The 22,363-nt window shown below is 73.4% G+C and carries 21 protein-coding genes; 13 read left to right on the forward strand and 8 right to left on the reverse strand.

Annotated features, from left to right (window positions below):
- The 4 genes from VFW79_RS03660 to narI all read left to right on the forward strand — a co-directional run.
- A partial coding sequence (locus VFW79_RS03660; RefSeq protein WP_329675956.1) for a molybdopterin-dependent oxidoreductase occupies nt 1-2,516 on the forward strand: 2,516 nt, incomplete at its 5' end.
- Nucleotides 2,516-4,189, forward strand: a complete 1,674-nt coding sequence (gene narH, locus VFW79_RS03665) for a nitrate reductase subunit beta (protein ID WP_329675957.1) — start codon at nt 2,516-2,518, stop codon at nt 4,187-4,189. The genes VFW79_RS03660 and narH, both read left to right, overlap by 1 nt.
- Complete coding sequence (gene narJ, locus VFW79_RS03670; protein WP_329675958.1) at nt 4,186-4,866, forward strand: nitrate reductase molybdenum cofactor assembly chaperone; 681 nt, start codon at nt 4,186-4,188, stop codon at nt 4,864-4,866. The genes narH and narJ overlap by 4 nt, the downstream gene beginning before the upstream one ends.
- The gene (gene narI, locus VFW79_RS03675) at nt 4,863-5,612 is read left to right on the forward strand and encodes a respiratory nitrate reductase subunit gamma (protein WP_329675959.1); all 750 of its coding nucleotides are present in this window, start codon (nt 4,863-4,865) and stop codon (nt 5,610-5,612) included. The genes narJ and narI overlap by 4 nt, the downstream gene beginning before the upstream one ends.
- Nucleotides 5,613-5,630: 18 nt before the next feature.
- Here the strand turns inward: narI and VFW79_RS03680 are convergent, their stop codons facing one another.
- Nucleotides 5,631-6,053 carry a molybdenum cofactor biosynthesis protein MoaE gene (locus VFW79_RS03680; RefSeq protein ID WP_329675960.1) on the reverse strand — a complete coding sequence of 141 codons (423 nt, stop codon included), beginning with the start codon at nt 6,051-6,053 and terminating at the stop codon, nt 5,631-5,633.
- A 69-nt stretch (nt 6,054-6,122) separates the two neighbouring features.
- Here VFW79_RS03680 and VFW79_RS03685 point away from each other — a divergent pair, with 69 nt between their 5' ends.
- Nucleotides 6,123-6,620 (forward strand): DsbA family protein, encoded by a 498-nt coding sequence (locus tag VFW79_RS03685; RefSeq protein ID WP_329675961.1) that lies wholly within the window; start codon nt 6,123-6,125, stop codon nt 6,618-6,620.
- A 4-nt stretch (nt 6,621-6,624) separates the two neighbouring features.
- Here the strand turns inward: VFW79_RS03685 and nhaA are convergent, their stop codons facing one another.
- Complete coding sequence (gene nhaA / locus VFW79_RS03690; protein WP_329675962.1) at nt 6,625-8,001, reverse strand: Na+/H+ antiporter NhaA; 1,377 nt, start codon at nt 7,999-8,001, stop codon at nt 6,625-6,627.
- A gap of 103 nt (nt 8,002-8,104) precedes the next feature.
- On the reverse strand, nt 8,105-9,706 hold the full coding sequence (locus tag VFW79_RS03695) for a molybdopterin-dependent oxidoreductase (protein WP_329675963.1): 1,602 nt from the start codon (nt 9,704-9,706) through the stop codon (nt 8,105-8,107).
- Nucleotides 9,707-9,759: 53 nt separating this feature from the next.
- Between VFW79_RS03695 and VFW79_RS03700 the strand changes: the two genes are divergently transcribed.
- Complete coding sequence (locus tag VFW79_RS03700; protein ID WP_329675964.1) at nt 9,760-10,584, forward strand: SDR family oxidoreductase; 825 nt, start codon at nt 9,760-9,762, stop codon at nt 10,582-10,584.
- Nucleotides 10,585-10,614: 30 nt separating this feature from the next.
- Here the strand turns inward: VFW79_RS03700 and VFW79_RS03705 are convergent, their stop codons facing one another.
- Both VFW79_RS03705 and VFW79_RS03710 read right to left on the reverse strand, forming a co-directional pair.
- Complete coding sequence (locus tag VFW79_RS03705; protein WP_329675965.1) at nt 10,615-11,061, reverse strand: HIT family protein; 447 nt, start codon at nt 11,059-11,061, stop codon at nt 10,615-10,617.
- 92 nt (nt 11,062-11,153) lie between these two features.
- The gene (locus VFW79_RS03710; RefSeq protein ID WP_329675966.1) at nt 11,154-11,717 is read right to left on the reverse strand and encodes a DUF1697 domain-containing protein; all 564 of its coding nucleotides are present in this window, start codon (nt 11,715-11,717) and stop codon (nt 11,154-11,156) included.
- Between the two features lie 261 nt (nt 11,718-11,978).
- On the opposite strand from VFW79_RS03710, the gene nirB reads away from it, so the two are divergent.
- Genes nirB through VFW79_RS03735 form a run of 5 tightly spaced genes read left to right on the forward strand, consistent with a single transcriptional unit; the run spans nt 11,979 to nt 18,055 of the window.
- Nucleotides 11,979-14,537: a nitrite reductase large subunit NirB gene (gene nirB / locus VFW79_RS03715; RefSeq protein WP_414647858.1), complete on the forward strand. Its 2,559-nt coding sequence runs from the start codon at nt 11,979-11,981 to the stop codon at nt 14,535-14,537.
- Nucleotides 14,534-14,914, forward strand: coding sequence for a nitrite reductase small subunit NirD (gene nirD, locus VFW79_RS03720; protein WP_329675967.1), 381 nt, complete (start codon nt 14,534-14,536; stop codon nt 14,912-14,914). The genes nirB and nirD overlap by 4 nt, the downstream gene beginning before the upstream one ends.
- Nucleotides 14,911-16,164 carry a uroporphyrinogen-III C-methyltransferase gene (gene cobA, locus VFW79_RS03725; RefSeq protein ID WP_329675968.1) on the forward strand — a complete coding sequence of 418 codons (1,254 nt, stop codon included), beginning with the start codon at nt 14,911-14,913 and terminating at the stop codon, nt 16,162-16,164. Before nirD ends, cobA begins: the two co-directional genes overlap by 4 nt.
- Nucleotides 16,165-16,184: 20 nt before the next feature.
- Nucleotides 16,185-17,282: a uroporphyrinogen-III synthase gene (locus tag VFW79_RS03730; RefSeq protein WP_329675976.1), complete on the forward strand. Its 1,098-nt coding sequence runs from the start codon at nt 16,185-16,187 to the stop codon at nt 17,280-17,282.
- Nucleotides 17,283-17,329: 47 nt separating this feature from the next.
- Entirely contained in the window at nt 17,330-18,055 is a 726-nt protein-coding gene (locus VFW79_RS03735; protein WP_329675969.1) for a sirohydrochlorin chelatase, read from the forward strand.
- Here VFW79_RS03735 and VFW79_RS03740 read toward each other — a convergent pair.
- Nucleotides 18,015-18,584, reverse strand: a complete 570-nt coding sequence (locus VFW79_RS03740) for an NYN domain-containing protein (protein WP_329675970.1) — start codon at nt 18,582-18,584, stop codon at nt 18,015-18,017. The two genes, VFW79_RS03735 and VFW79_RS03740, sit on opposite strands and share 41 nt — an antisense overlap.
- 55 nt (nt 18,585-18,639) lie before the next feature.
- Nucleotides 18,640-19,572 carry an FKBP-type peptidyl-prolyl cis-trans isomerase gene (locus tag VFW79_RS03745; RefSeq protein ID WP_329675971.1) on the reverse strand — a complete coding sequence of 311 codons (933 nt, stop codon included), beginning with the start codon at nt 19,570-19,572 and terminating at the stop codon, nt 18,640-18,642.
- A 292-nt stretch (nt 19,573-19,864) separates the two neighbouring features.
- On the opposite strand from VFW79_RS03745, the gene VFW79_RS03750 reads away from it, so the two are divergent.
- A complete protein-coding gene (locus VFW79_RS03750; RefSeq protein WP_329675972.1) occupies nt 19,865-20,371 on the forward strand; it encodes a flavodoxin domain-containing protein in 507 nt (168 codons plus the stop codon).
- A 17-nt stretch (nt 20,372-20,388) separates the two neighbouring features.
- Here the strand turns inward: VFW79_RS03750 and VFW79_RS03755 are convergent, their stop codons facing one another.
- Nucleotides 20,389-21,294, reverse strand: a complete 906-nt coding sequence (locus tag VFW79_RS03755; RefSeq protein WP_329675973.1) for a serine/threonine-protein kinase — start codon at nt 21,292-21,294, stop codon at nt 20,389-20,391.
- A 209-nt stretch (nt 21,295-21,503) separates the two neighbouring features.
- Between VFW79_RS03755 and VFW79_RS03760 the strand changes: the two genes are divergently transcribed.
- Nucleotides 21,504-22,363 (forward strand): ferrochelatase (locus VFW79_RS03760; protein ID WP_329675974.1); only part of this gene is annotated, 860 nt, incomplete at its 3' end.

Raw genomic sequence — 22,363 nt, forward strand, 5'->3', positions numbered from 1 at the left:
CCGGCCGCTGGAACCTCGACCTGGGCGACGTCGTGCCGCTCATGTCGATCGCGGAGTCGCCCACGTACGACGGTGCGAGCGTCGCGGTCGACCTGCCGCGCTTCGACGTCGCCCCGACGGCGGGCCACGAGCACGAGGGCGGTGCGGGGGTCGTCCGCCGCGGGGTCCCCGTGCAGCGGCTCGGCGACCGGCTCGTGACGACGGTGTTCGACCTGCTGCTCGCGCAGTACGGCGTCGGCCGCGAGGGCCTGCCGGGCACGTGGCCGACGGGCTACGACGACGCGTCGAGCCCCGGCACGCCGGCGTGGCAGGAGGAGCTCACGGGCGTCCCCGCGGCCGCTGCCGAGCGGATCGGACGCGAGTTCGCCGACAACGCCGAGCGCTCGGGCGGCCGCTCGATGATCGTCATGGGCGCCGGCACCAACCACTGGTTCCACTCCGACACGATCTACCGCGCGTTCCTCGCGCTGACGGCCATGACGGGCTGCCAGGGGGTCAACGGCGGCGGCTGGGCGCACTACGTCGGCCAGGAGAAGGTGCGGCCGCTCACGGGGTTCACGCAGTACGCGTTCGGCCTCGACTGGGTGCGTCCGCCGCGCCAGATGATCGGCACCGCGTTCTGGTACCTCGCGACCGACCAGTGGCGCTACGACGGGCTGCCCGCGGACGCGCTCGCGAGCCCGCTGGCCACCGGGACCTTCGCGGGGCGCACGACGGCGGACTGCCTCGTGGAGTCCACCAAGCGCGGCTGGATGCCGAGCTACCCGACGTTCGACCGCAACCCCCTGACGCTGGTGGACGAGGCCGAGGCCGCGGGAATGGAGCCCGCCGCGTACGTCGTGGACGAGCTGCGCGCCGGTCGCCTGCACTACGCCGTCGAGGACCCGGACGCTCCCGAGAACTTCCCGCGCGTCCTGTCGGTCTGGCGGGCCAACATCCTCGGCTCGTCGGGCAAGGGCAACGAGTACTTCCTCAAGCACCTGCTCGGCACCGACTCGGCCGTGCGCGCCGAACCCGCCGGGCCGGGCCGCCGGCCCGTGTCGATGACGTGGCACGACGAGGCACCCGAGGGCAAGCTCGACCTGCTCGTGACCTCGGACTTCCGGATGACGTCGACGACCCTGTTCTCCGACGTCGTCCTCCCGGCCGCGACCTGGTACGAGAAGCACGACCTGTCGAGCACCGACATGCACCCGTTCGTGCACTCGTTCAACCCCGCGATCGCCCCGCCGTGGCAGACCCGTACGGACTTCGACACGTTCGGCACGCTCGCGCGGCTCGTCTCCGAGATGTCGGTCGAGCACCTCGGGGTCCGCAAGGACCTCGTCGCAGTGCCGTTGCTGCACGACACGACGGACGAGATGGCGAACCCGCACGGGACCGTCGGCGCGATGCCGGGCGGACCCGACGGCGACCTGATCCCGGGCGTGACGATGGCCAAGCTCGTCGTCGTCGAGCGCGACTACCCGGCGCTCGCGGCGAAGTGGGGTGCCCTCGGACCGCTCGCAGCCAAGGGCATGGTCACGAAGGGCGTCACCTACACGCCCGACGTCGAGGTCGCCGAGCTCGCCCGTGTCAACGGCACGGTCGCGACCGGGGTCGCGGCGGGCCGGCCGCTGCTCACCCGGGACGTGCACGTCTGCGAGATGATCCTTGCGCTGTCGGGGACGACGAACGGGCGCCTCGCGACGCAGGGCTTTGAGCGCGTCGAGCACCAGAGCGGCATGCGGCTCGCGGACCTCTCGCGGGACCATGAGGGCAAGCGGGTGACGTTCCCCGACGTGCAGTCGCGTCCGGTGGCCGTCATCACGAGCCCCGAGTGGTCGGGTTCGGAGCACGGCGGACGCCGGTACACCGCGTTCGCGATCAACGTCGAGCGGCTCAAGCCGTGGCACACGCTCACGGGCCGTCAGCACTTCTACCTCGACCACGACTGGATGGTCGAGCTCGGCGAGCAGCTGCCCGTCTTCCGGCCGCCGCTCGACCTGCACCGGCTGTTCGGCGACCAGGCCCTCGGGACGACCGACCCGAGCGGTGCGCCGGGGTCGGAGGGCATGGCCGAGGTGACGGTCCGCTACCTGACCCCGCACTCGAAGTGGTCGATCCACTCCGAGTACCAGGACAACCTCTTCATGCTCTCGCTGTCCAGGGGCGGCCCGACGATCTGGATGTCGCCGCTCGACGCCGACCGGATCGGTGTCAAGGACAACGAGTGGGTCGAGGCGTACAACCGCAACGGCGTCGTCGTCGCGCGCGCGATCGTCTCTCACCGCATGCCCGAGGGAACGGTGTACATGTACCACGCGAAGGACCGCACGGTGGATGTGCCCCGCTCCGAGACCTCTGGCCTGCGCGGCGGCATCCACAACTCGTTGACACGCGTGCTGCTCAAACCCAGCCACCTCATCGGTGGCTACGCGCAGCTGTCCTTCGCGTTCAACTACCTCGGCCCGACGGGCAACCAGCGGGACGAGGTGACGACGATCCGTCGCCGCAGCCAGGAGGTCGAGTACTGATGCGTGTGATGGCTCAGATGGCGATGGTCATGAACCTCGACAAGTGCATCGGCTGCCACACGTGCTCGGTCACGTGCAAGCAGGCGTGGACGAACCGCACCGGCGTCGAGTACGTGTGGTTCAACAACGTCGAGACCCGCCCGGGGCTCGGCTACCCGCGCTCGTACGAGGACCAGGACCGGTGGGAGGGCGGCTGGACGCGCACCAAGCGCGGACGGCTGCGGCTGCGGGCGGGCGGGCGGTTCGCGAAGCTCGCGCGGATCTTCTCCAACCCGAACCTGCCCTCGCTGCAGGACTACTACGAGCCGTGGACGTACGACTACGACGTGCTGCTGTCCGCGCCGCAGGGCGAGCACACCCCGGTCGCGCGACCGAAGTCGCTGCTGACCGGCAAGAACATGAAGATCGGCTGGTCGGCCAACTGGGACGACGACCTGGGCGGGTCGCAGGAGACCGCCGCCGACGACCCCATCCTCGCCACGATGAGCGAGCACGTGAAGATGGAGTTCGACGAGACCTTCATGTTCTACCTGCCGCGCATCTGCGAGCACTGCCTCAACCCGTCGTGCGTCGCGTCGTGCCCGTCCGGGGCGATGTACAAGCGCGTCGAGGACGGCATCGTGCTCGTCGACCAGGACGCGTGCCGCGGGTGGCGCATGTGCGTGTCCGGGTGCCCGTACAAGAAGGTCTACTTCAACCACAAGACCGGCAAGGCCGAGAAGTGCACGTTCTGCTACCCGCGCCTCGAGGTCGGTCTGCCGACGGTGTGCGCGGAGACGTGCGTCGGGCGGCTGCGGTACATCGGCCTCATCCTGTACGACGCCGACAAGGTCCTCGAGGCCGCGAGCGTCGAGGACGACAAGGATCTGCTCGAGTCGCAGCGCTCGGTGTTCCTCGACCCCATGGACCCGGCCGTCGTCGCGGCGGCCGAGGCGGCGGACATCCCGCGCGACTGGATCGACGCGGCGCAGCGCAGCCCGATCTGGGCGCTCATCCAGAAGTACCGGGTGGCCCTCCCGCTGCACCCCGAGTACCGCACCATGCCGATGGTCTGGTACATCCCCCCGCTGTCGCCGGTCGTCGACATCATCACGAGCACGGGCAGCGACGGCGAGGACGCGCGGACGCTGTTCGCGGCGATCGACAAGCTGCGGATCCCGCTCGAGTACCTCGCGGGGCTGTTCTCCGCGGGCGACGTCGCCCCCGTGGCTGCCACGCTGCGGCGCCTCGCGGCGATGCGCTCGTACATGCGCGGGATCAACCTCGACAACGAGCGCGACGAGCGGATCGCCACGGCCGTCGGCATGACGGGCGTCGAGGTCGAGGAGATGTACCGGCTGCTCGCGATCGCGAAGTACGAGGACCGGTACGTCATACCGTCCGCGCACGCCGAGACCGCGGCGAAGCTCGAGGAGCTCGGCGCGAGCTGCTCGCTCGACTTCGAGGGCGGTCCCGGCATGGGTGGCGCGGGCCCGTTCGGCTCGTCGAGCGGCTCGCCCGTGCCCGTCGCGGTCGAGACGTTCCACGCGCTCAAGGACCGCCAGACGAGCGACGGACCGTCGAGCCCGACGGGTGGGTCGGGCCGGGTCAACCTGCTCAACTGGGACGGCAACGGCACGCCCAACGGGCTGTTCCCGCCGTCCACCGGAGACCAGGGCGGTGAGCCGCGATGAAGACCCCCGTGCTCGCCCCCGTGGTCCCCGTTCGGCTCGACGCGCACGGCCGCGCGGTCGCCCACATGGCCGCGTCGATCCTGCTCGACTACCCCTCGGACGACGTCCTCGCGCGGTACGACGACGTCCGCGCCGCGGTGGGTTCGCTGCCCGGCCCGGTGCGGATGCGCTTCGAGCGGTTCCTCGACGCGGCCGGGGTCCACCCGGACCTCCCGGCGCACTACGTCGCGACGTTCGACCTCAAGCGCAAGTGCGCGCTCTACCTCACGTACTTCGGCGCGGGAGACACCCGCCGTCGGGGCATGTCGCTCGTGGCGTTCGTCGAGGCGTACCGCGCCGCGGGCTGGGTCGTCGAGGAGGGCGAGCTACCCGACTACCTGCCCGTCGTGCTCGAGTTCTCCGCGCGGGGCGACGCGACGATCGCGGGCGGCCTGCTCGCGACGCACCGGCAGGGCCTCGAGGTGCTGCGGTCGGCCGTCGCCGGTGTCGGGAGCCCGTACGCCGACATCATCGAGGCGGTCTGCCTCACGCTGCCCCCCGTGGACGCCGAGACCGAGCGCCGCTACCTCGAGCTCATCAGCGCCGGCCCGCCGACCGAGATGGTCGGGCTGTCGGCGATGGGTCCGCTCGAACCGTTCGCGCCGGGCGGCGCGGAGAACGTGGAGGTCCGTCGATGAGCGCACTGGACGCGGTGCTGTGGGTCGCTCTGCCGTACGCCGCCATCGCGGTGTTCGTCGTCGGGCACGTGTGGCGCTACCGCTACGACCAGTTCGGCTGGACGACGCGGTCGTCGCAGCTCTACGAGAACCGGCTCCTGCGGGCCGGGTCGCCGATGTTCCACGTCGGCATCCTCATGGTCGCCGGCGGGCACGCCGTCGGGCTCCTCGTGCCGGCCACATGGCTTGACGCCATCGGTATCCACGAGCACGTCTACCACCTCGGCGCGACCGTGCTCGGATCGTTCGCCGCGGCCCTGACGGTCGCGGGGCTCGTGATCCTCATCTACCGCCGGCGGACCGTCGCACCCGTCTTCATCGCGACGACGCGCATGGACAAGACGATGTACGTGGCCCTCGCAGCCGCGCTCGGCTTCGGGGCGCTCGCTGTGATCCAGCACCAGATCCTCGGTGCGGGCTACGACTACCGCGGGTCCGTCTCGCCATGGCTCCGCTCGATCCTCACGCTGCGACCCGACGCGTCGCTCATGTCGGGCGTCCCGCTCGCGTTCCAGGTGCACGTGATCTCCGCGAACCTGCTCTTCGCGCTGTGGCCGTTCACCCGCCTGGTGCACGTGTTCTCGGCGCCGCTCGGCTACCTCACACGGCCGTACGTGGTGTACCGGTCGCGGGACGAGCGGCTCGGCACGCGGTCGACGCGCCGCGGCTGGGAGCGGGTCGAGCGTCCGGGCACCCGGGTCCGCTGACGCGCCGGGTCGGTCCCGTCAGAGACCGACCCACGTGTGGGTGCCGTCCGCGAGCTTCTGCCGCTTCCAGATGGGCACCTCGGTCTTGACCCGCTCGACGAGCTCACGGCAGACGTCGAACGCGCGCGCCCGGTGCGCCGTCGCGACGCACGCGACGATCGCGAGGTCGCCGACGGCGAGCGCCCCCGTCCGGTGGGACACCGCGATGCCGAGCACCTCGGGGTCCGCCGCCAGCTCGGTGCAGATCCGGCGCAGCACCAGCTCCGCGTCCGGGTGGGCGGAGTACTCGAGCGCCGTGACCTGGCCGTCGGCGTCGGGGTCGTGGTCGCGGACCTGACCGACGAAGGCCGCCACGGCGCCCGCACGAGGGTCCGCGACGGCCGCGAGGTGCGCGGAGACGTCGAGGTCGGTGTCAACGATGCGGGCGAGGATGGTCGTCACGACGCCAGGCTACGACGAGGTGGCTGACGACACGGCTGGCGGCACGGGCCGGCTGCCATGATGGGCGCCATGGCCGACGACGCGAGGCATGTGCTCGGAAGGCTCGATGCGCCGGTCACGGTGGTCGAGCACGGTGACCTCGAGTGCCCGTACTGCCGGGCCGCGGCCCCCGTCCTGCGCGCGCTGGTCGAGAGTTCCGACGGGCGCGTGCGTCTCGTCTGGAAGCACTTCCCGCTGTTCGAGGTCCACCCGCACGCGCTGACCGCCGCGCTCGCGGCTGAGGCCGCGGGCACCCACGGTCTGTTCTGGGAGATGCACGACCTGCTGTTCGCCCACCAGGACCACCTGACCGACGCCGACCTCCGCGACTACGCGGTCACGCTCGGCCTCGACCCGGCCCAGGTGGCCGGCGAGGGAGCTCAGGTGTTCGCCGATGCCGTCGAGGCCGACTACACCGAGGGTCTGGCGCACGACGTCCGCGGCACCCCGACGCTGTTCATCGACGGCGTCCGGTATCGCGGGCCGGTCGAGCTCGCCGCCCTCGTCGCCGCGACGACCTCCGGCTGACCGCTCAGGTCGCGGGCGCCACCCACGGCCGCGGCGGCAAGGACGGTGGCGGCCCGTCGGACTCGGGGGAGCACAGCGGCAGGCGCTCCCCGAGGATCCGCAGCAGGACGGACCCGAGCACCGCGGCGACGAGCGACCCGGCGAGCACGCCGATCTTGGCCTCCTCGACGAGCGCGGTGTCCGTGAACGCGAGGTCGGCGATGAACAGCGAGATCGTGAAGCCGATGCCGGCCAGCACGGCGCCGCCGAGCAGGTGGCCGTACCGCACCCGGCCCGGCAGGACGCCGAGCCCGGCGCGGATCGCGAGGGTCGACGCACCGAAGATCCCGATCGTGTTGCCGGCCACGAGCGCGACCGCGACGCCGATGGTCACGGCCGATGACGCGGCGGACCGCAGCGTCTCGGGGTCGAGGCGCACGCCGGCGTTCGCGAGCCCGAACACCGGGACGACGACGTACGCGCTCCAGGGGTGCAGCACGCGCTGCAACCGGTCGCTGGGCGGCACCGCGGCCCGGGCGGCGAGCTCGGTCAGGTGCTCGCGCTCCGCGGACGTGTCGTGCGCGAGCCGCTTCGCGAACCGCACGACGTCCTCGACCTCCTCGCGCCGGGACCTCCGTGACGGGAGGAGCAGCCCGACGAGCACGCCCGCGAGCGTCGGGTGGACGCCAGACGACTGCACCGCGAGCCACAGCGCGACCGCCGCGAGGGCGTAGGGCGCGAGCTGCCAGACACCCAGCCACCGCATCGCCAGGATCGCGACGACGACGAGCCCGGCCAGGGCGAGCGCGACCAGGTCGACGTGCTTCGTGTAGAAGACGGCCATCACGGTGATCGCGCCGATGTCGTCGACGATCGCGAGCGTCAGCAGGAACAGCCGCAGGCGGTCGGGGCACGCGGGCCCGAACAGCGCGAGGATCCCGACGAGGAACGCCGTGTCGGTCGACATCACGATGCCCCACCCGTGGGCCGCGTCGGTGCCCGCGTTGAAGGCGAGGTAGATGAGCGCCGGGACGAGCAGGCCGCCGAGCGCGCCGAGCGCGGGGACGGCCACCGTGCGCCGTGACCGCAGCTCGCCGCTCGTGACCTCCCGGTTGATCTCGAGCCCGACGACGAGGAAGAAGACCGCCATCGCCGCGTCGTTGACCCAGTGGTGCAGGTCGAGGTCGAGGCCGACCGAGCCCACGTGGAAGCCTGCCCTCGTCGACCACAGCGAGGTGTAGGCGTCGGCCCACGGCGAGTTGGCCCACCCGAGCGCGAGGACGGTCCCGGCGAGCAGGAAGACCGCGCTCCCGGCCTCGTTCGCGAGGAACCGCAGCACCGCGGGGTTGACCGCCGGCAGGCGCACGCGCAGCGGCGGACCGGGAACCGGGGTCGTCACCATCCATGCCTCCGGTGGTCGGGAGCAGCGAAGCCCCAACGTCGCAGGTCGGCGCCATCGCGCGCAACCGACCGAGCGCCCTCGCGCGTCACCGGCACCGGCGGGGTCAGGCCGGCTTCACGTGCACGGGGATCGTGTGCAGACCGGTGGCACCGTCGGGGATGACGTCGGCGACCTCGTCGGTCTGGGGACCGTCGGGGTCGATCGCACGGCACTGCAGCGTGTGGTCGCCCGGGGTCGCGTCCCACGCGAGGGCCCACTGGCGCCAGCTGTCGATGCCGCCGTCGGCCGCGAGGGTTGCGGCCTGCCACGGGCCGTCGTCCACCCGCACCTCCACGCCGACGATGCCTCGGTGCTGCGCCCACGCCGTTCCGGCGACCACGACCCGCCCGGCCTTGACGCTGGGGCCCGAGCGGGGCACCTCGATGCGCGACTCGGTCTTGACCGGGCCGTGGTCCGACCAGCCGCGGTCGGTCCAGTACGCGGTCGCGTCTGCGAACCGGGTCACCTCGAGGTCGACGACCCATTTCGTCGCCGACACGTACCCGTACAGCCCGGGGACGACCATGCGCACCGGGAAGCCGTGCTCGACGGGCAGGGGGGCGCCGTTCATGCCGACCGCGAGCAGGGCGTCGCGGGCATCGGTGAGGACCTCGATCGGCGTGGACGCCGTGAACCCGTCGGCGCTCCTCGACAGGACCATGTCGGCGTCCGGGAGCGGCACCGCACGGGCGAGCACCTCCCGGACCGGCAGGCCCAGCCACTTCGCGTTCCCGACGAGGTTGCCGCCGACCTCGTTCGACACGCACGCGAGCGTGACCCATGCCTCGACGAGGTCCGCCGCGAGCAGGTCGGCGAACGTCAGCATGACCTCGTGCTCGACGAGCCCGTGCACGCGCAGCGACCACGTGCTCGGGTCGAGGTCCGGGACCGACAGCGCGGTGTCGATCCGGTAGAAGTCGGGGTTCGGGGTGACCCAGGGGTCGACTCCTGCGACCGGGGTGCCGTCGAGGGAGGCGTCCACGCCCGCGGGCAGCGCGGCGGGCCGTGCGGCGCCGGGGAGGTGCAGGGCAGCACGTGCCGCGACGACGGTGCGGTGGCCCGCGCCGAGGGCTCGCCCGCCGACCACAGCGAGCGCGCCACCGAGCGCCACGAGCCCGGTCGCGCGCAGGAACGTGCGCCGGTCGGCGTACCGGGGGAGCGGCACGTCGTCGTCCGGCTGCGAGGCGGCCGGAGCGCGAGACGGCGGGGGGAGCCGTCGGATCAGCGCGTGCAGCGCGACAAGCCCGGCGACCGCACCGAGCAGGCTCGGCGCCGGCGCGAGCGAACCAGCGCCCGGACGGCTCGCCGCAGCGATCGCGGCGACGACCCCGAGCACGACGACGAGCGCCGCGCCGAGCTCCCACCGGCGGCGCGCGAGGACTCCCGCGAGCGCCGCGAGCGCCGCGACGACGATCACCATGCCGATGGTCAGCGCGAGCTTGTCGGACGTGCCGAACACTCTGACCGCGACGTTCTTGAGCCAGGCGGGGGTCGCGTCGATGAAGGTCCCGCCCAGGGCGACGAGCGGGTCCGACGCGGGTGACACGACGGCGGCGACGAGCGCGGCCACGCCGAGCGTCAGCGCGCCGGCGGCGATCCCGGCGATCCCGGCCGTCGTCGCGGTCCCGGCGAGCCGTGCCTCCCCGACAGATCCTGGACGTCGCACCCCACGAGTATGCGGCCGGCCGGTCCGCAGTGTGCCGTCGGTAGCGTGGGGGGATGAGCACCCCTCCTCGCACAGCCCTGGTCACCGGCGCGGGCCGCGGCATCGGTCGGGGCATCGCGCTCGGCCTGGCCCGGGCCGGTTGGTCCGTCGGGCTCGTGGGTCGGACCCGTGCGCATCTCGACGCAGCAGCGGCCGACTGCCGGGCGGCCAACCCGTCGATCCTCGTCGCGGTCGCGGCGGGCGATCTCGTCGACGCGGAGGCTGCCGCGGCGGCGGTCGCCTCGATCGAGCATGAGCTGGCCCCGCTCGGCGGTCTTGGCCTGCTCGTCAACAACGCCGGCGTCGTCGAGCACGCGGAGCTGGCCTTCGCCGCGGACGACGTCGCCGACGCGTGGCGGGTCATCGAGACCAACGTGCGCGGGCCCCTGCTCGTCACGCACGCGGTGCTGCCCGGCATGCTCGCCCGCGGCGGGGGCCGGGTCGTCAACCTCAGCTCGGGATCGGCGCATCGCGTCTCGGACGCCTACACGGGCTACGGGATCAGCAAGGGTGCGCTCTCGCGGTTCACGCGGCTGCTCGACCACCAGTACCGCGCGGCGGGGCTCAGGGTGTTCGACCTGGCCCCGGGGGTCGTCGCGACCGACATGACCGGTCAGATGCCGCTGCACGCCGACCGGACCGCGTGGACCCCGGTCGAGGCGGTCGCCGACCTGGTCGTCGCGATCGGCGAGGGGCGTCTCGATGCGCTGTCGGGTCGGTTCCTGCGCGCGGGCGCGGACACCCCGGACTCGCTCCTGGCCGCGGCCGACCGCATCGTCGCGGCGGACGCGAGGGTTCTGCGCCTGGTGACCGACGGACCGGACGACCCGGCGGCCTGAACGATCGGCCGCGGTCCCCTCGAGGACGCGTCAGAGCTCGGGCGAACCGAGCGTGGCGGGGACGTGCGCGGCGTGCCCGCCGGCCCGCAGCGCGGCCCGGAGGCGCTCACCCGCGGCGTCGAGCTCGGCGCCCGGCACGCCGTGGCGAGCGTTCGCGAACGTCAGGCTGGCCTCGTCCCAGGCGGGCAGGACGTGCACGTGCAGGTGGGGGATCTCGAAGCCCGCGACGAGGACCGCCGCCCGAGGTGCGCCCCACACGGCACGCTGCGCGAGCCCGATCGTCTTCGTGACCGAGATGAGGTGGGCGAGGAGGTCGTCGGGGGCGTCGGTGAGCTGCTCGATCTCCGCCCGCGGGACGACCAGCGTGTGGCCGTCGGTGATCGGCTCGATCGTCAGGAACGCCACGACCAGGTCGTCTGCCCAGACGAACCGACCCGGGATCGCGCCGTCGATGATCTTGGTGAAGAGCGTCGTCATGACGCCAACGTAGCGGGGACGGGCGGTCGCGGGGCAGGGCGGCAGCGGGGCGGGACGGTCGCGGGCAGGGCTCCCGTGGTCCGGGCAGGACGTCAGTCGCGGTCATGGAGCAGGTCGCGCAGCGCGAGGACCGTGCGCCAGTTGCGGCCGGTCCCGGCCTGGCCCGCCGCCCGGGTGAGCGCGTCGGGTGTGAGCTTGGAGCGCCCGATGCCGTCCGGGTAGTGCACGTAGGCGTCCGAGCCCGCCCAGGCGATCCGCTCGCGGCCGTACGCGGCCACGTCGAACCCCGGGTCGGCCCGCACCGGCGTCGCGTAGAACATCACGACGAGGTGCGCGGCGTCGTCGCGCGCGGCCTCGAGGAACGGGTTGGCGGAGACCACCGCGTCGATCTCGGCCCGCGTGCGCACGACGACGTCGACGTCGAGACCGAGTCGCGCGCGCAGGCCGTCCGCGACCTCGGCCGCGAGGCTCGCGTGGACGTCGGTGCCCGGCTCGCCGGCGCCGTCCCGCAGCGTGAGCACCACGTTGCCGCTGTTCAGCAGCGTGGCCACGCGTGTGTGCCCGGCGGTCTCGACAGCCGCCCGGAGCTCGGCCATGGGGACCTTGCGGTTCCCGCCCACGTTGATGCCCCGCAGCAGGGCGACGGCCGATGTCATGGCTCCAGCATGGCGGGTGCGTCCGACGCCCGGCACCCCGGGCTCACACCGGGTGATCTCGAGGTGTGCGCAGACCGTTCCCGAGGGGAAACCGGGCGGGACCACCGATCGAAACACGCGCTCCCTAGCGTGGTCGTGAGCCCACCCCTCCCCACCCCGGAGCTGACGATGGACGCGAACGACCCGACCGCCCGGCCCGTCCCGCCCGACCTGACGTCGTCCCCGGACGCCGTGCGTCAGCTCGTCGTCGTCGGCGGTGGCATGGTCGCCCAGCGGCTCGTGGAGGCGCTGCGCGCCCGGGACACCGCGGGGAGCTGGCGCGTGACGGTCCTCGCGGAGGAGCCGCGGGCGCCGTACGACCGCGTGGCGCTCACGAGCTACTTCTCGGGTCGCCGCGCGAGCGACCTCGCTCTCGGAGACGAGTCGCTGTGGGCCGACCCCCTGGTCCGGCTCGTCCGCGGCGACGCCGTCGTCGCGATCGACCGGGGCAGCCAGACGATCACCGCGGCGAGCGGACGGTCGTGGCACTACGACCACCTCGTCCTCGCGACGGGTTCGCGTGCCGCCATGCCACCGATCCCGGGCAACGACCTGCCCGGTGTGTTCGTGTACCGCACGCTCGACGACGTCGCGGCGCTGCGCGGCTGGGTCGAGGAGCAGGCGCAGCGCTGGGGGCGGCCGGTGCGCGGGGCGGTCATCGGCGGAGGTCTGCTCGGTCTCGAGGCGGCCGGCGCGCTGCAGGCGCTCGGCGCACGGAGCACCGTGATCCAGTTCGGTTCGCACCTGATGTCCGCACAGGTCGACCTGGGCGGGGGCCAGGCGCTGCGGCGGCTCATCAACCAGCTCGGGGTCGCGGTGCGGGTCGACACCGCGACGACGAACATGCGCGCGAATCGGCAGGGGGCCGTCGGGCGGCTCGAGTTCGCGGACGGGGGACGGCTCGACGTCGACGTCGTCGTCGTCGCGACGGGCGTCACCCCGCGCGACGAGCTCGCGCGGGCGGCGGGCCTCGAGGCCGGTCCGCGCGGTGGCGTCGTCGTCGACGACGCGTGCCTGAGCGCCGACCCGGCGATCTCTGCCGCGGGCGAGGTCGCCTGCATCCAGGGCGCGTGCATCGGCCTCGTGGCTCCGGGCTACGCGATGGCCGAGGTCGTCGTCGACCGGCTCCTCGGCGGCGCGGCGACGTTCCCGGGCGCCGACACCGCGACCAAGCTCAAGCTCGCCGGCGTCGACGTCGCGAGCTTCGGCGACGCGTTCGCGCACACACCGGGCGCGCTCGAGATCGTGTGGGCCGACCCGGTCGGAGGTGTCTACAAGAAGCTCGTGCTCTCGGACGACGCCCGGACCCTGCTCGGCGGGGTGCTCGTCGGGGACGCGTCGGAGTACGCGTCGCTGCGGCCCATGCTCGGTCGCGAGCTGCCCGGCGACCCCGCGGCCTACCTCCTGCCCCAGACCTCCGGCGAGGTGCGCCTCGAGCTGCCCGACGACGCGACCGTGTGCTCGTGCAACAACGTCACGGCAGGCACGATCCGCGCGGCCGTCACCGACCACGACTGCACCGACCTGCCGGGCGTCAAGGCCTGCACCAAGGCGGGTACGAGCTGCGGCTCGTGCGTCCCGCTCGTCAAGAAGCTCATGACGGCCGAGCTCGAGAAGGCCGGGGTCACGGTCAGCCGCGCGCTGTGCGAGCACGTCGACATGTCCCGGGCACAGCTGTACGACGCGGTGCGGGTCACCGGGATCACGTCGTTCAGCGAGGTCATGCGCCGCTTCGGCACGCGCCCCGACGCTCGCGGCTGCGACGTGTGCAAGCCCGTCGTCGCGTCGATCCTCGCCACGACGGCGCCCGCGCACGTGCTCGAGGGGGAGCGCGCGACGCTGCAGGACACCAACGACCACGTCATGGCGAACCTGCAGAAGGACGGCTCGTACTCGGTCGTCCCCCGGATCCCGGGCGGCGAGGTCACGCCCGAGGGGCTGCTCGCGATCGGCCAGGTCGCCCTGGACTACGGGCTGTACACGAAGATCACAGGCGGTCAGCGGATCGACATGTTCGGGGCGCGCATCGACCAGCTGCCTGCGATCTGGCGCCGACTGGTGGACGCGGGCTTCGAGTCGGGTCACGCCTACGGCAAGTCGCTGCGGACGGTGAAGTCCTGCGTCGGCTCGGCGTGGTGCCGCTTCGGCGTGCAGGACTCGGCGGCGCTCGCGGTCGAGCTCGAGCTGCGCTACCGCGGCCTGCGCTCGCCCCACAAGATCAAGCTCGGGGTGTCCGGCTGCGCGCGCGAGTGCGCGGAGGCCCGCGGCAAGGACGTCGGCATCATCGCGACGGACAAGGGCTGGAACCTGTACGTGGGTGGCAACGGCGGCTTCACCCCGCGCCACGCGCAGCTGCTCGCCGAGGACCTCGACACCGCGACGCTCATCCGGACGGTCGACCGCTTCCTCATGTACTACGTGCGCACCGCCGACCGCCTCCAGCGGACCGCCCCGTGGATCGACGACGTCGAGGGCGGGCTCGGCGGGGTGCGCGCGGTGGTCCTCGAGGACTCGCTCGGGATCGCCGCCGACCTCGACGCGCAGATGACCCTGCACGTCGACACCTACGAGGACGAGTGGGGCGCGACGCTCGACGACCCCGAGAAGCTGCTGCGCTTCGCGTCGTTCGTCAACGCCCCGACGACCCCCGACCCGTCGCTCGCCTACGTCGCGGAACGGGGGCAGCCCCGACCCGCGACGCCGGCGGAGCGGGCCGCGCACGACGACGGGACGAGCGGCGCCGTCCTGGTCGCCGGCACGACGCTGGCGGTGCGGTCATGACGGCCCCCGCGGAGCTCGACGCCGGGACCGTCCGGTGGACGGCGGTGTGCCGGCTCGACGACCTCGCCCCGGAACGGGGTGCTGCGGCCCTCGTGGGCGGTGAGCAGGTCGCCCTCGTGCGGCTCCACGACGACCGGGTGCTCGCGGTCCAGCAGCTCGACCCGTTCAGCGGCGCGCACGTGATGTCGCGGGGCATCGTCGGGTCGCGCTCGATCGACGGTACAGACGTACCGACTCTCACCGCCCCGATGTACAAGCAGGTGTTCGACCTCGAGACCGGTCGGTGCCTTGACGGCGCGGGCAAGGCTCCGCTCGACCTGAGGACCTGGGACGTGGTCGTCACCGACGGCGTCGTGCAGGTCGGAGGCGCCCGATGACCTCGCTCGTGGGGCTCGATCTCGCCGGTCGGCGCGTCGTGGTCGTCGGGGGCGGGCCCATCGCGGCACGCCGCGTCCAGGCCCTGCTCCTCGAATCCCCGCGCGTCCTCGTCGTCGCCCCGCAGCTGTGCGAGGAGCTCGCGGAGCTGGTGCATGACGGCCGCGTCGAGTGGCGGGCGGGCGAGGTCGCGGCGGCGGACCTCGACGGCGCATGGCTCGTGCAGACGGCGACGGGGGACCGAGCGACCGACGCCGTCGTCGTCGGCTGGGCGTCCGAGCGGCGGGTCTTCTGCGTGAACCTGGGCGACGCCTCGAGCGGGTCGGCGCGAACACCCGCCACGACCGTGAGCGGCGACGTCCTCGTCGGGGTCGTGTCGACGGGTGCGGCCGACCCTCGCCGCAGCGCGTCCGTCCGGGACCAGCTCGCCGAGCACCTCCGGGACGGTCGCGTCGACCTGCGCCGCGGGCGGGTGCGCGTCCCCGGCACGGGAAGCGTCGTCCTCGTCGGCGGCGGCCCGGGCGCCGTCGACCTGCTGACCCTGCGCGGCCGGCGGGCGCTCGCCGAGGCCGACGTGGTCGTCACCGACCGCCTCGGTCCGACGAGCGTGCTCGACGAGCTGCCTGGCGACGTCGAGGTCATCCACGTCGGCAAGACCTCCGGGCACCACCCCGTCCCGCAGCACGAGATCAACCAGATCCTGGTCGAGCGGGCGTTGCGCGGTGAGCGCGTCGTGCGACTCAAGGGTGGCGACCCGTTCCTCTACGGCCGAGGCGGCGAGGAGGTGCTGGCCTGCCGGGCAGCCGGCGTGCCCGTCGAGGTCGTCGCGGGCGTGAGCAGCGCGTTCGCTGCGCCGCTCGCGGCCGGGATCCCGCTCACGCACCGCGGCACCGTCGCTGCTGTCCAGGTCGTCCACGGCCACGAGGCGCTGTCGAGCTCGGCGCTCGCGGGGCTCCGGGAGTCCTCGCTGACGCTCGTCGTCCTCATGGGCGTGAGCCTGCTCGCTGAGATGGCCGCCGCGGCGCTCGCCGCGGGTGTCGACCCGCAGACGCCCGTCGCGATCGTCGAGAACGGGACGATGCCCGCGCAGCGCATCACGCGGGCCCCGCTCGCGCGCATCGCGGCCGTCGCGGCGGAGGTGGGCGTGCGCTCGCCCGCGGTCATCGTGCTCGGAGCGGTCGCGGCCGAGGGTCTGCTCGACGCGCCGGCCGACACGCGCCCGACACATGCCCGAGTCACACTGGCGCAGTGAGCGAACCCATCGACCAGGTCATGGCGGGTTGCGTCGTGCTCGTCACGGCCGACCGTCGATCGGGCGAGCTCGGCGCCGCACTGGCCCGCCGAGGCGCCGTGATCCGGTACGCGCCCGCGCTCAGCATGATCCCGAACCAGGACGACACCGCGCTCCTGGCCGGGACGCGCGCGCTCATCGCCGACCCGCCCGACGTCGTCGTCGTGACCACCGGCATCGGGTTGCGCGGCTGGATCGAGGCGGCTGACGCCGTGGGTCTCGGCGAGCAGCTGACCGCCGCGCTCGCCGCGGCACGCATCGTCGCCCGCGGCCCCAAGGCGCGCGGCGCGATCCAGGCCGCCGGGCTCCAGGCCGACTGGGTCGCGGAGTCCGAGACCAGCGCCGAGATCGCGCAGGTCCTGCTCGACGAGGGTGTGCGCGGGCTCAAGGTCGCCGTCCAGCACCACGGCGCCGGCGCGGACGGTCTGGACGAGGCGTTCGAGGCCGCCGGCGCGCAGGTCCGCAGCCTCGTCGTCTACCGCTGGGGTCCTCCTCCCGACCCCGCGGCGCTCGCCGCGTCGGTCACCGCGACGGCCGCCGGTGAGATCGACGCCGTCGTGTTCACCTCGGCGCCGGGCGCCGCGGCGTGGCTGGCCGCTGCCGACGACGCGGGGGTGGCCGACGCGGTTCGACGCCGGTTCGTGCGCGGCGCCGTCGTCGCGGCGGCCGTCGGGCCGATCACCGCGCGCCCGCTCGTCGAGCGCGGCATCGTCCCGCTCGTGCCCGACCGCGGCCGCCTCGGGTCGCTCGTCCGGACCCTCGTGGCCCACTACGGCGGGCTGCAGACGCTCCAGACGGTCGGCGGCGCGCTCCAGGTCCACCGCGGCGCGGCCGTGCTCGACGGGCGCGTGCTGCCGCTCTCGCCGTCGGGCCTCGAGGTGCTGCGGCTGCTCGCGGCCGCCCGCGGTGCCGTCGTGCCCCGCTCGGACGTCCTGGCGGTGCTGCCGGGTGTCTCGCAGGACCCGCACGCCGCCGAGGTTGCGATCGCCCGCCTGCGCGAGACCACGGGGCGCGACCTCATCCGGACCGTGGTCAAGCGCGGCTACCGGCTCGAGCTGATGACCGCGGGGACCACGTGAGCGCGCAGGACCAGGCGGCCGCGTCCGTCGAGCAGAGGGCAGTCGTCGTGACCGCACCTCCCGTCCTCGTGGGCTGCTCGCACGGCACCGACAGCGTGGAGGGCCGAGCCGTCATCCGGTCGATCCTCGCTGCGGTCGCCGACGCCCGGCCCGACCTGGTCGTCCGCGAGGCGTTCGTCGACGTGCAGGAGCCCGCCGTGGCCGACGTCGTCGCGAGCGCCGCCGAGCTCGGCCTGACGGCCGTCGTCGTCCCGCTGCTCTTGTCCGTCGGCTTCCACGTGCGCGTCGACATCGCCGCGGCGGTCGAGGACCGCCCCGCGACGGCGGCCCCACCGCTCGGACCCGACGCACGCCTCGTCGACGTGCTCGTCGATCGGCTGACCCAGGTGGGCCTCGCCCCGGGCGACACCGTGGTGCTCGCGGCGGCCGGGTCGACGGACCCCGCAGCGGCGGTCGCGGTCGAGGAGGTCGCCGCCGGTCTGGCGGCACGTCTCGGACGGCCCGTCACCGTGGGCTACGGCGCGGGCTCGACCCCGCGCGTGCCCGACGCGGTGGCCGCGGCGCGCGCCGAGAGCGCGGGACGCGTCGTGATCGCGTCGTACCTCCTCGCGCCCGGGTACTTCCACGACCGTGTGCTCGAGGCGGGCGCCGACCTGGTCAGCGCACCGCTCGCCCCCGACGACAGGATCGTCGCGATCGTGCTGGACCGGTACGAGGCCGCCGCCGCCCTGCTCAGAGGTAGCGCAGCGGGTCGAACTCCGCGAGCGGGATGATCCGCAGGCGCGGAAGCTGCACGTTGAAGGCGTGGACGTCGCTCTCGAGGTCGAACACCTCGAGCCCACGGTCGGTGAGCTGCGCGAGCGCGCTGGACGTGAACTCGCGGAACGCGAGCAGCCCGACGCGTCGGTCGGTGCCGAGCAGCGACTCGATCTCCGGCGTGAAGTCGCCGTCGTGGCTCGCCAGCAGGACGTCACCCTGGCGCGCGGCGAGCGCGGTCAGGGTGCGCTTGATGCCGATGTCGACGACCTTCTCGTAGCTCTCGCCCGCGAGGGGGATCGGTTGGTACCCGATCGCCATGAGCGCCTGCACGAACGACATCGGCATGGTGCCGTTCGAGGCGTTGAGGAAGAACAGCCCCTTGACCGGCTGGTCCCACGTGCGCTGCGCGAAGTCGAGGATCCGTTCCCAGCGCGGTCGCTGCTCGGGGGTCGGGCGGCCGTTGAGGATCGCGGAGCCGAGCGTCGCGTCGATGTTCTCGCCGTCGACCAGGACATACGTGGTGCGGCCGTCCTCGTTCGCCATCCGGCCAGCGTACGGCGTGACGGCCCGGCCGAGGCCGCGAACCCGGGGCCCGCGACTACGCAGGCTGGGCGACGAGGTCGATCACGAGGGCGACCGCGGGGCCGGACCCGGCCGGCACCTGCAGCAGCACGCGGCTGCCGAGCGGCACGCCGATCAGGCCCGCGAACGTGGGGTCGGTGGGAGCGACCGGGAAGACCTTGGGCGTGCCCGTCTGCCAGGTGCTCCCGATGCTCGTCCCGGTCCAGTCGACCCCCGCGGACTGACCCACGACCTTGCCCTCGGCCACGGGTGCCCCCGAGCCCCGGTAGAGCACCGTCGTCAGGACGTCAGCCGGCGTGGGGGTTCCCGCGGGCAGCGTCAGAGTGGCAGGGCCACCGGGCGGACCCGAGACCTGCGGGCCTGCGGTATCCCTCGCGGCGTCGTCGGGCACAGCGTCAGCCTGACCCGCGGCGTCGGCGCCGAACGCATCGACGAGGTCGACGACGAAGACGATGGTGTCGGTCGGCGCGATCCCCCTGGCTTTGTTGCCGCCCGTGCCGTACCCGTCGCCGGGGGGCACGCTCAGCAGGACGCGACTGCCGACCTTCTGGCCGGCGAGCCCCTTGGCCCAACCGCTGACGAGGTCGGCGAGCGCGGTCACGATGGGCGTCCCGGTGTCGTAGGTGCTGTCGAACACCGCGCCGCCCCACACCTGCCCGACGTACTCCGCGACGACCACGTCCTTGGCGGTGACCACGCGGCCGTCGCCTTCGACGAGCACCTGGGTGGCCAGCTCCGCGGGTGGACCCGACGACGGGAACGTCAGGACGGGCGGTTCACCGAAGTCCCCGGTCACGGTCGGCAGGACGGATCCCGCGGTGGCCGTCGTGCTCTGCGAGCCGGCGCCCGGGCTCGCTCCGTCCACGGCCTGGCTGTCGCTGCTGCAGGCTGTGACGGCGAGGGTCGCGGTCAGCAGCAGGCCGACGGCAACCGGAAGGTGACGACGCATGGACGGGCTCCGCTCTGCTGATCCCAGCGCTGGAACAGGCGCTGCTCGACCCCGCCGGTGCCGCGCGGCGCCGGGGCTACGGCGAAGCATGCCCTGCTCTGTCCCTGTCTGCGTGCCCGGAATCGCGGTGAGCCCGGATGCGTGCTGATTCATGCCCGCGGAGTGGGCTCGGTCACGTCGGCGGGGGGACCTCCGGCCCAAGAGATCCGGCGCGTCGGAGCGCACGATGGACAACGAGACGCGGTCAGTCGGACTGCGGCTCGCACGACGAGTCGAGCAGGAGGTGAACCCGATGAAGATCCTGGTCACGGTGGCGTCACGCCACGGTGCGACCAAGGAGATCGGCACGGCGATCGCCGCTGTGCTGTCGGCCGCGGGCCACAGCGTCGACGAGCTCGACCCCGCCCTGGTCACCGGGGTCACGGGGTACGACGCCGTCGTGCTCGGGTCGGCCGTCTACACGGCCCACTGGCTCCCCGCTGCGCGGGACTTCGCAGCGAAGTACGCCGACGACCTCGCACGCCGACCGGTCTGGATCTTCTCGTCGGGTCTGGCCACGCAGCCGGCCGCGCGGGCCAACTCTCCCCACGAGATGCTCGCGCTGCGGGACACGCTGGGCGCTCGCGGGCACCGCAGCTTTGCGGGACGACTCGACCGCAGCGTCCTCGCGTTCACCGAGCGCTCGATCATCGCGGGGGCGCGTGCCCGCGAGGGGGACCACCGGGACTTCGGTGCGATCGCCGCCTGGGCCGGTCAGATCGCGGCCGCGCTCTCCGAGATGGTGGTCCGGACGGCCTGAGCGGTCCATCCGCCAGATCAGTCCAGCCGAGCTGCCACGCGGTCCCACAACGCGGGGCGGCGCAGCTGACGCAGCGACTCGGCGACGTCGGATGCGGTCGGACGGGACTCGGGCGCCATCGTCGTCATCGCCCGGAGGAGCGCGGACCAGCGCGGGCCGAGCCGGTCCGGGACGTCCGGCGTGTCGAGCAGGCGAGCCAGCGAGCTCGAGAGCGCGCCTCCCGGGTAGGCGCGGACGCCGGTGAGGCTCTCGAGCAGGACGAGTCCGAGCGAGTAGACGTCCGACGCCGGCCCGAGCGGCTGCGCGAGCGCCTGCTCCGGGCTCAGGTAGCTGGCAGTGCCTCGGGTCCGGTCGCTCATCGTGTGCTCGTCCAGCACGGCCGTCGGGCCGACCGCGATGCCGAAGTCCGCGAGCTTGGTCGTGACCGTGGGGCCGGCGACGTACCCGGACACCACGGGCTCCGCCGACAGGAGGATGTTCGCGGGCTTCACGTCGCGGTGCACGATGCCGGCGGCGTGCGCGTGCTCGAGCGCCTGCGCGAGCTGCTGGCCGACGTCGGCGGCCTGGTTCGGGCCGAGGGGTCCGCGGTCGAGCATCGTTGCCAGGGTGACCCCCTCGACGAGCTCCATCACGAGGTAGGCGAGCGGCTCGTGCGCGGGCCCGAGGTCGGCGCCCACGTCGAGCAGCGCCACGAGCCCGGGGTGCGCCAGCCCACCGAGGACGCGCGCCTCGGCTGCGAACCGCCGGATGTCCCGCGGGCGGACGTCCGCCAGGTCGACGACCTTGACGGCGACCGGCCGGGCGAGTCGCTCGTCGATGCCGCGGAAGACCGTGCTCGCCCCGCCTCGACCGATGGGCGCGAGCAGCTGGTAGCGGCGACCCAGCCACCAGTTGCGCAGTCCGTCGGCGTTCAGGGTGCCCACTGTGCTGTCGACCCCTTTCGAGCGCTCGTCGAGCGCGTCGTGCCCGTCGGCGTCCGGCGGGAATCGCTGCGGTGGCCCGAGGAAACGCTAGGCCGGACGAACCCCTCGCGCATCCCGACGCGGCCGGGTCGGCAGTCGACAACGGCGACTCGGCGACGACCAGCTCGGTCCGGCCGCCCGCGGGGCTCTGCCGGTGGGATGATGCTGCGGTGCCCACGACCGTGACCCCGACGTCTGTCGCGCCGTACGACGCGATCCTCCTCTACTCGTTCGGCGGGCCCAACGGTCCCGAGGACGTGCTGCCGTTCCTGCGCAACGTCACGCGCGGCAAGAACATCCCCGACGAGCGGCTGGCCGTGGTCGGCGAGCACTACGCCCACTTCGGTGGTCGCAGCCCGATCAACGCGCAGAACCTCGAGCTGCTCGAGGCGCTGCGCGGCGAGCTCGCCCGGCGCGGCGTGACCGTCCCGGTCGGCTGGGGCAACCGCAACTGGGAGCCATACACCGCCGACGCCCTCGCCGACCTGCGCGCCCAGGGTGCCAAGCGGGTCCTCGCGATCGTCACGAGCGCGTACGGCTCCTACTCCGGCTGCCGCCAGTACCGCGAGAACCTCGCGGCGACGCTCGTCAGCCTCGGCGCGACGACGCCCACGGGCGACGACGGCGGAGCGGGCCTCGTGGTCGACAAGCTCCGGCACTACCTCAACCACCCCGGGTTCGTGCGCGCGAACGTGGACGCGGTCGTGGAGGCGTACTCGACGCTCGCCGAGCGGACAGGTCGGTCGCCCGCCGAGGCGGCCGCGGCGCCGCTCGTGCTCGTCACGCACTCGATCCCGACGACCATGAACGAGGCGTCCGGCGCGCAGCGTCCCAGCTACCTGGACCAGCACCTCGACGTGGGCGCGCTCGTCGCGGCCCAGGTCGGCGAACGCCTCGGGCACCCGATGGAGTGGACGCTCGCGTTCTGCTCGCGCTCGGGCCCGCCGAGCCAGCCGTGGCTCGCGCCTGACGTCAACGACCTGCTCAGGGAGCGCGCCGCAGCCGGGATGCAGTCCGTCGTCCTCGCCCC

Origin of the sequence: Cellulomonas sp., from assembly GCF_036279715.1 — a bacterium.
Lineage (GTDB): Bacteria > Actinomycetota > Actinomycetes > Actinomycetales > Cellulomonadaceae > Cellulomonas_A.

Bases quoted from the DNA above. Each gene is read 5' to 3' on its own strand.
- VFW79_RS03685 (WP_329675961.1), top strand. From the start codon at position 6,123: ATGGCCGACGACGCGAGGCATGTGCTCGGAAGGCTCGATGCGCCGGTC.
- VFW79_RS03730 (WP_329675976.1), top strand. From the start codon at position 16,185: ATGGCGGGTTGCGTCGTGCTCGTCACGGCCGACCGTCGATCGGGCGAG.
- nirB (WP_414647858.1), top strand. From the start codon at position 11,979: ATGGTCGCCCAGCGGCTCGTGGAGGCGCTGCGCGCCCGGGACACCGCG.
- VFW79_RS03700 (WP_329675964.1), top strand. From the start codon at position 9,760: ATGAGCACCCCTCCTCGCACAGCCCTGGTCACCGGCGCGGGCCGCGGC.
- VFW79_RS03745 (WP_329675971.1), bottom strand. From the start codon at position 19,572: ATGCGTCGTCACCTTCCGGTTGCCGTCGGCCTGCTGCTGACCGCGACC.
- nhaA (WP_329675962.1), bottom strand. From the start codon at position 8,001: ATGGTGACGACCCCGGTTCCCGGTCCGCCGCTGCGCGTGCGCCTGCCG.
- narI (WP_329675959.1), top strand. From the start codon at position 4,863: ATGAGCGCACTGGACGCGGTGCTGTGGGTCGCTCTGCCGTACGCCGCC.
- nirD (WP_329675967.1), top strand. From the start codon at position 14,534: ATGACGGCCCCCGCGGAGCTCGACGCCGGGACCGTCCGGTGGACGGCG.
- cobA (WP_329675968.1), top strand. From the start codon at position 14,911: ATGACCTCGCTCGTGGGGCTCGATCTCGCCGGTCGGCGCGTCGTGGTC.
- VFW79_RS03750 (WP_329675972.1), top strand. From the start codon at position 19,865: ATGAAGATCCTGGTCACGGTGGCGTCACGCCACGGTGCGACCAAGGAG.
- VFW79_RS03705 (WP_329675965.1), bottom strand. From the start codon at position 11,061: ATGACGACGCTCTTCACCAAGATCATCGACGGCGCGATCCCGGGTCGG.
- narH (WP_329675957.1), top strand. From the start codon at position 2,516: ATGCGTGTGATGGCTCAGATGGCGATGGTCATGAACCTCGACAAGTGC.
- VFW79_RS03740 (WP_329675970.1), bottom strand. From the start codon at position 18,584: ATGGCGAACGAGGACGGCCGCACCACGTATGTCCTGGTCGACGGCGAG.
- narJ (WP_329675958.1), top strand. From the start codon at position 4,186: ATGAAGACCCCCGTGCTCGCCCCCGTGGTCCCCGTTCGGCTCGACGCG.
- VFW79_RS03710 (WP_329675966.1), bottom strand. From the start codon at position 11,717: ATGACATCGGCCGTCGCCCTGCTGCGGGGCATCAACGTGGGCGGGAAC.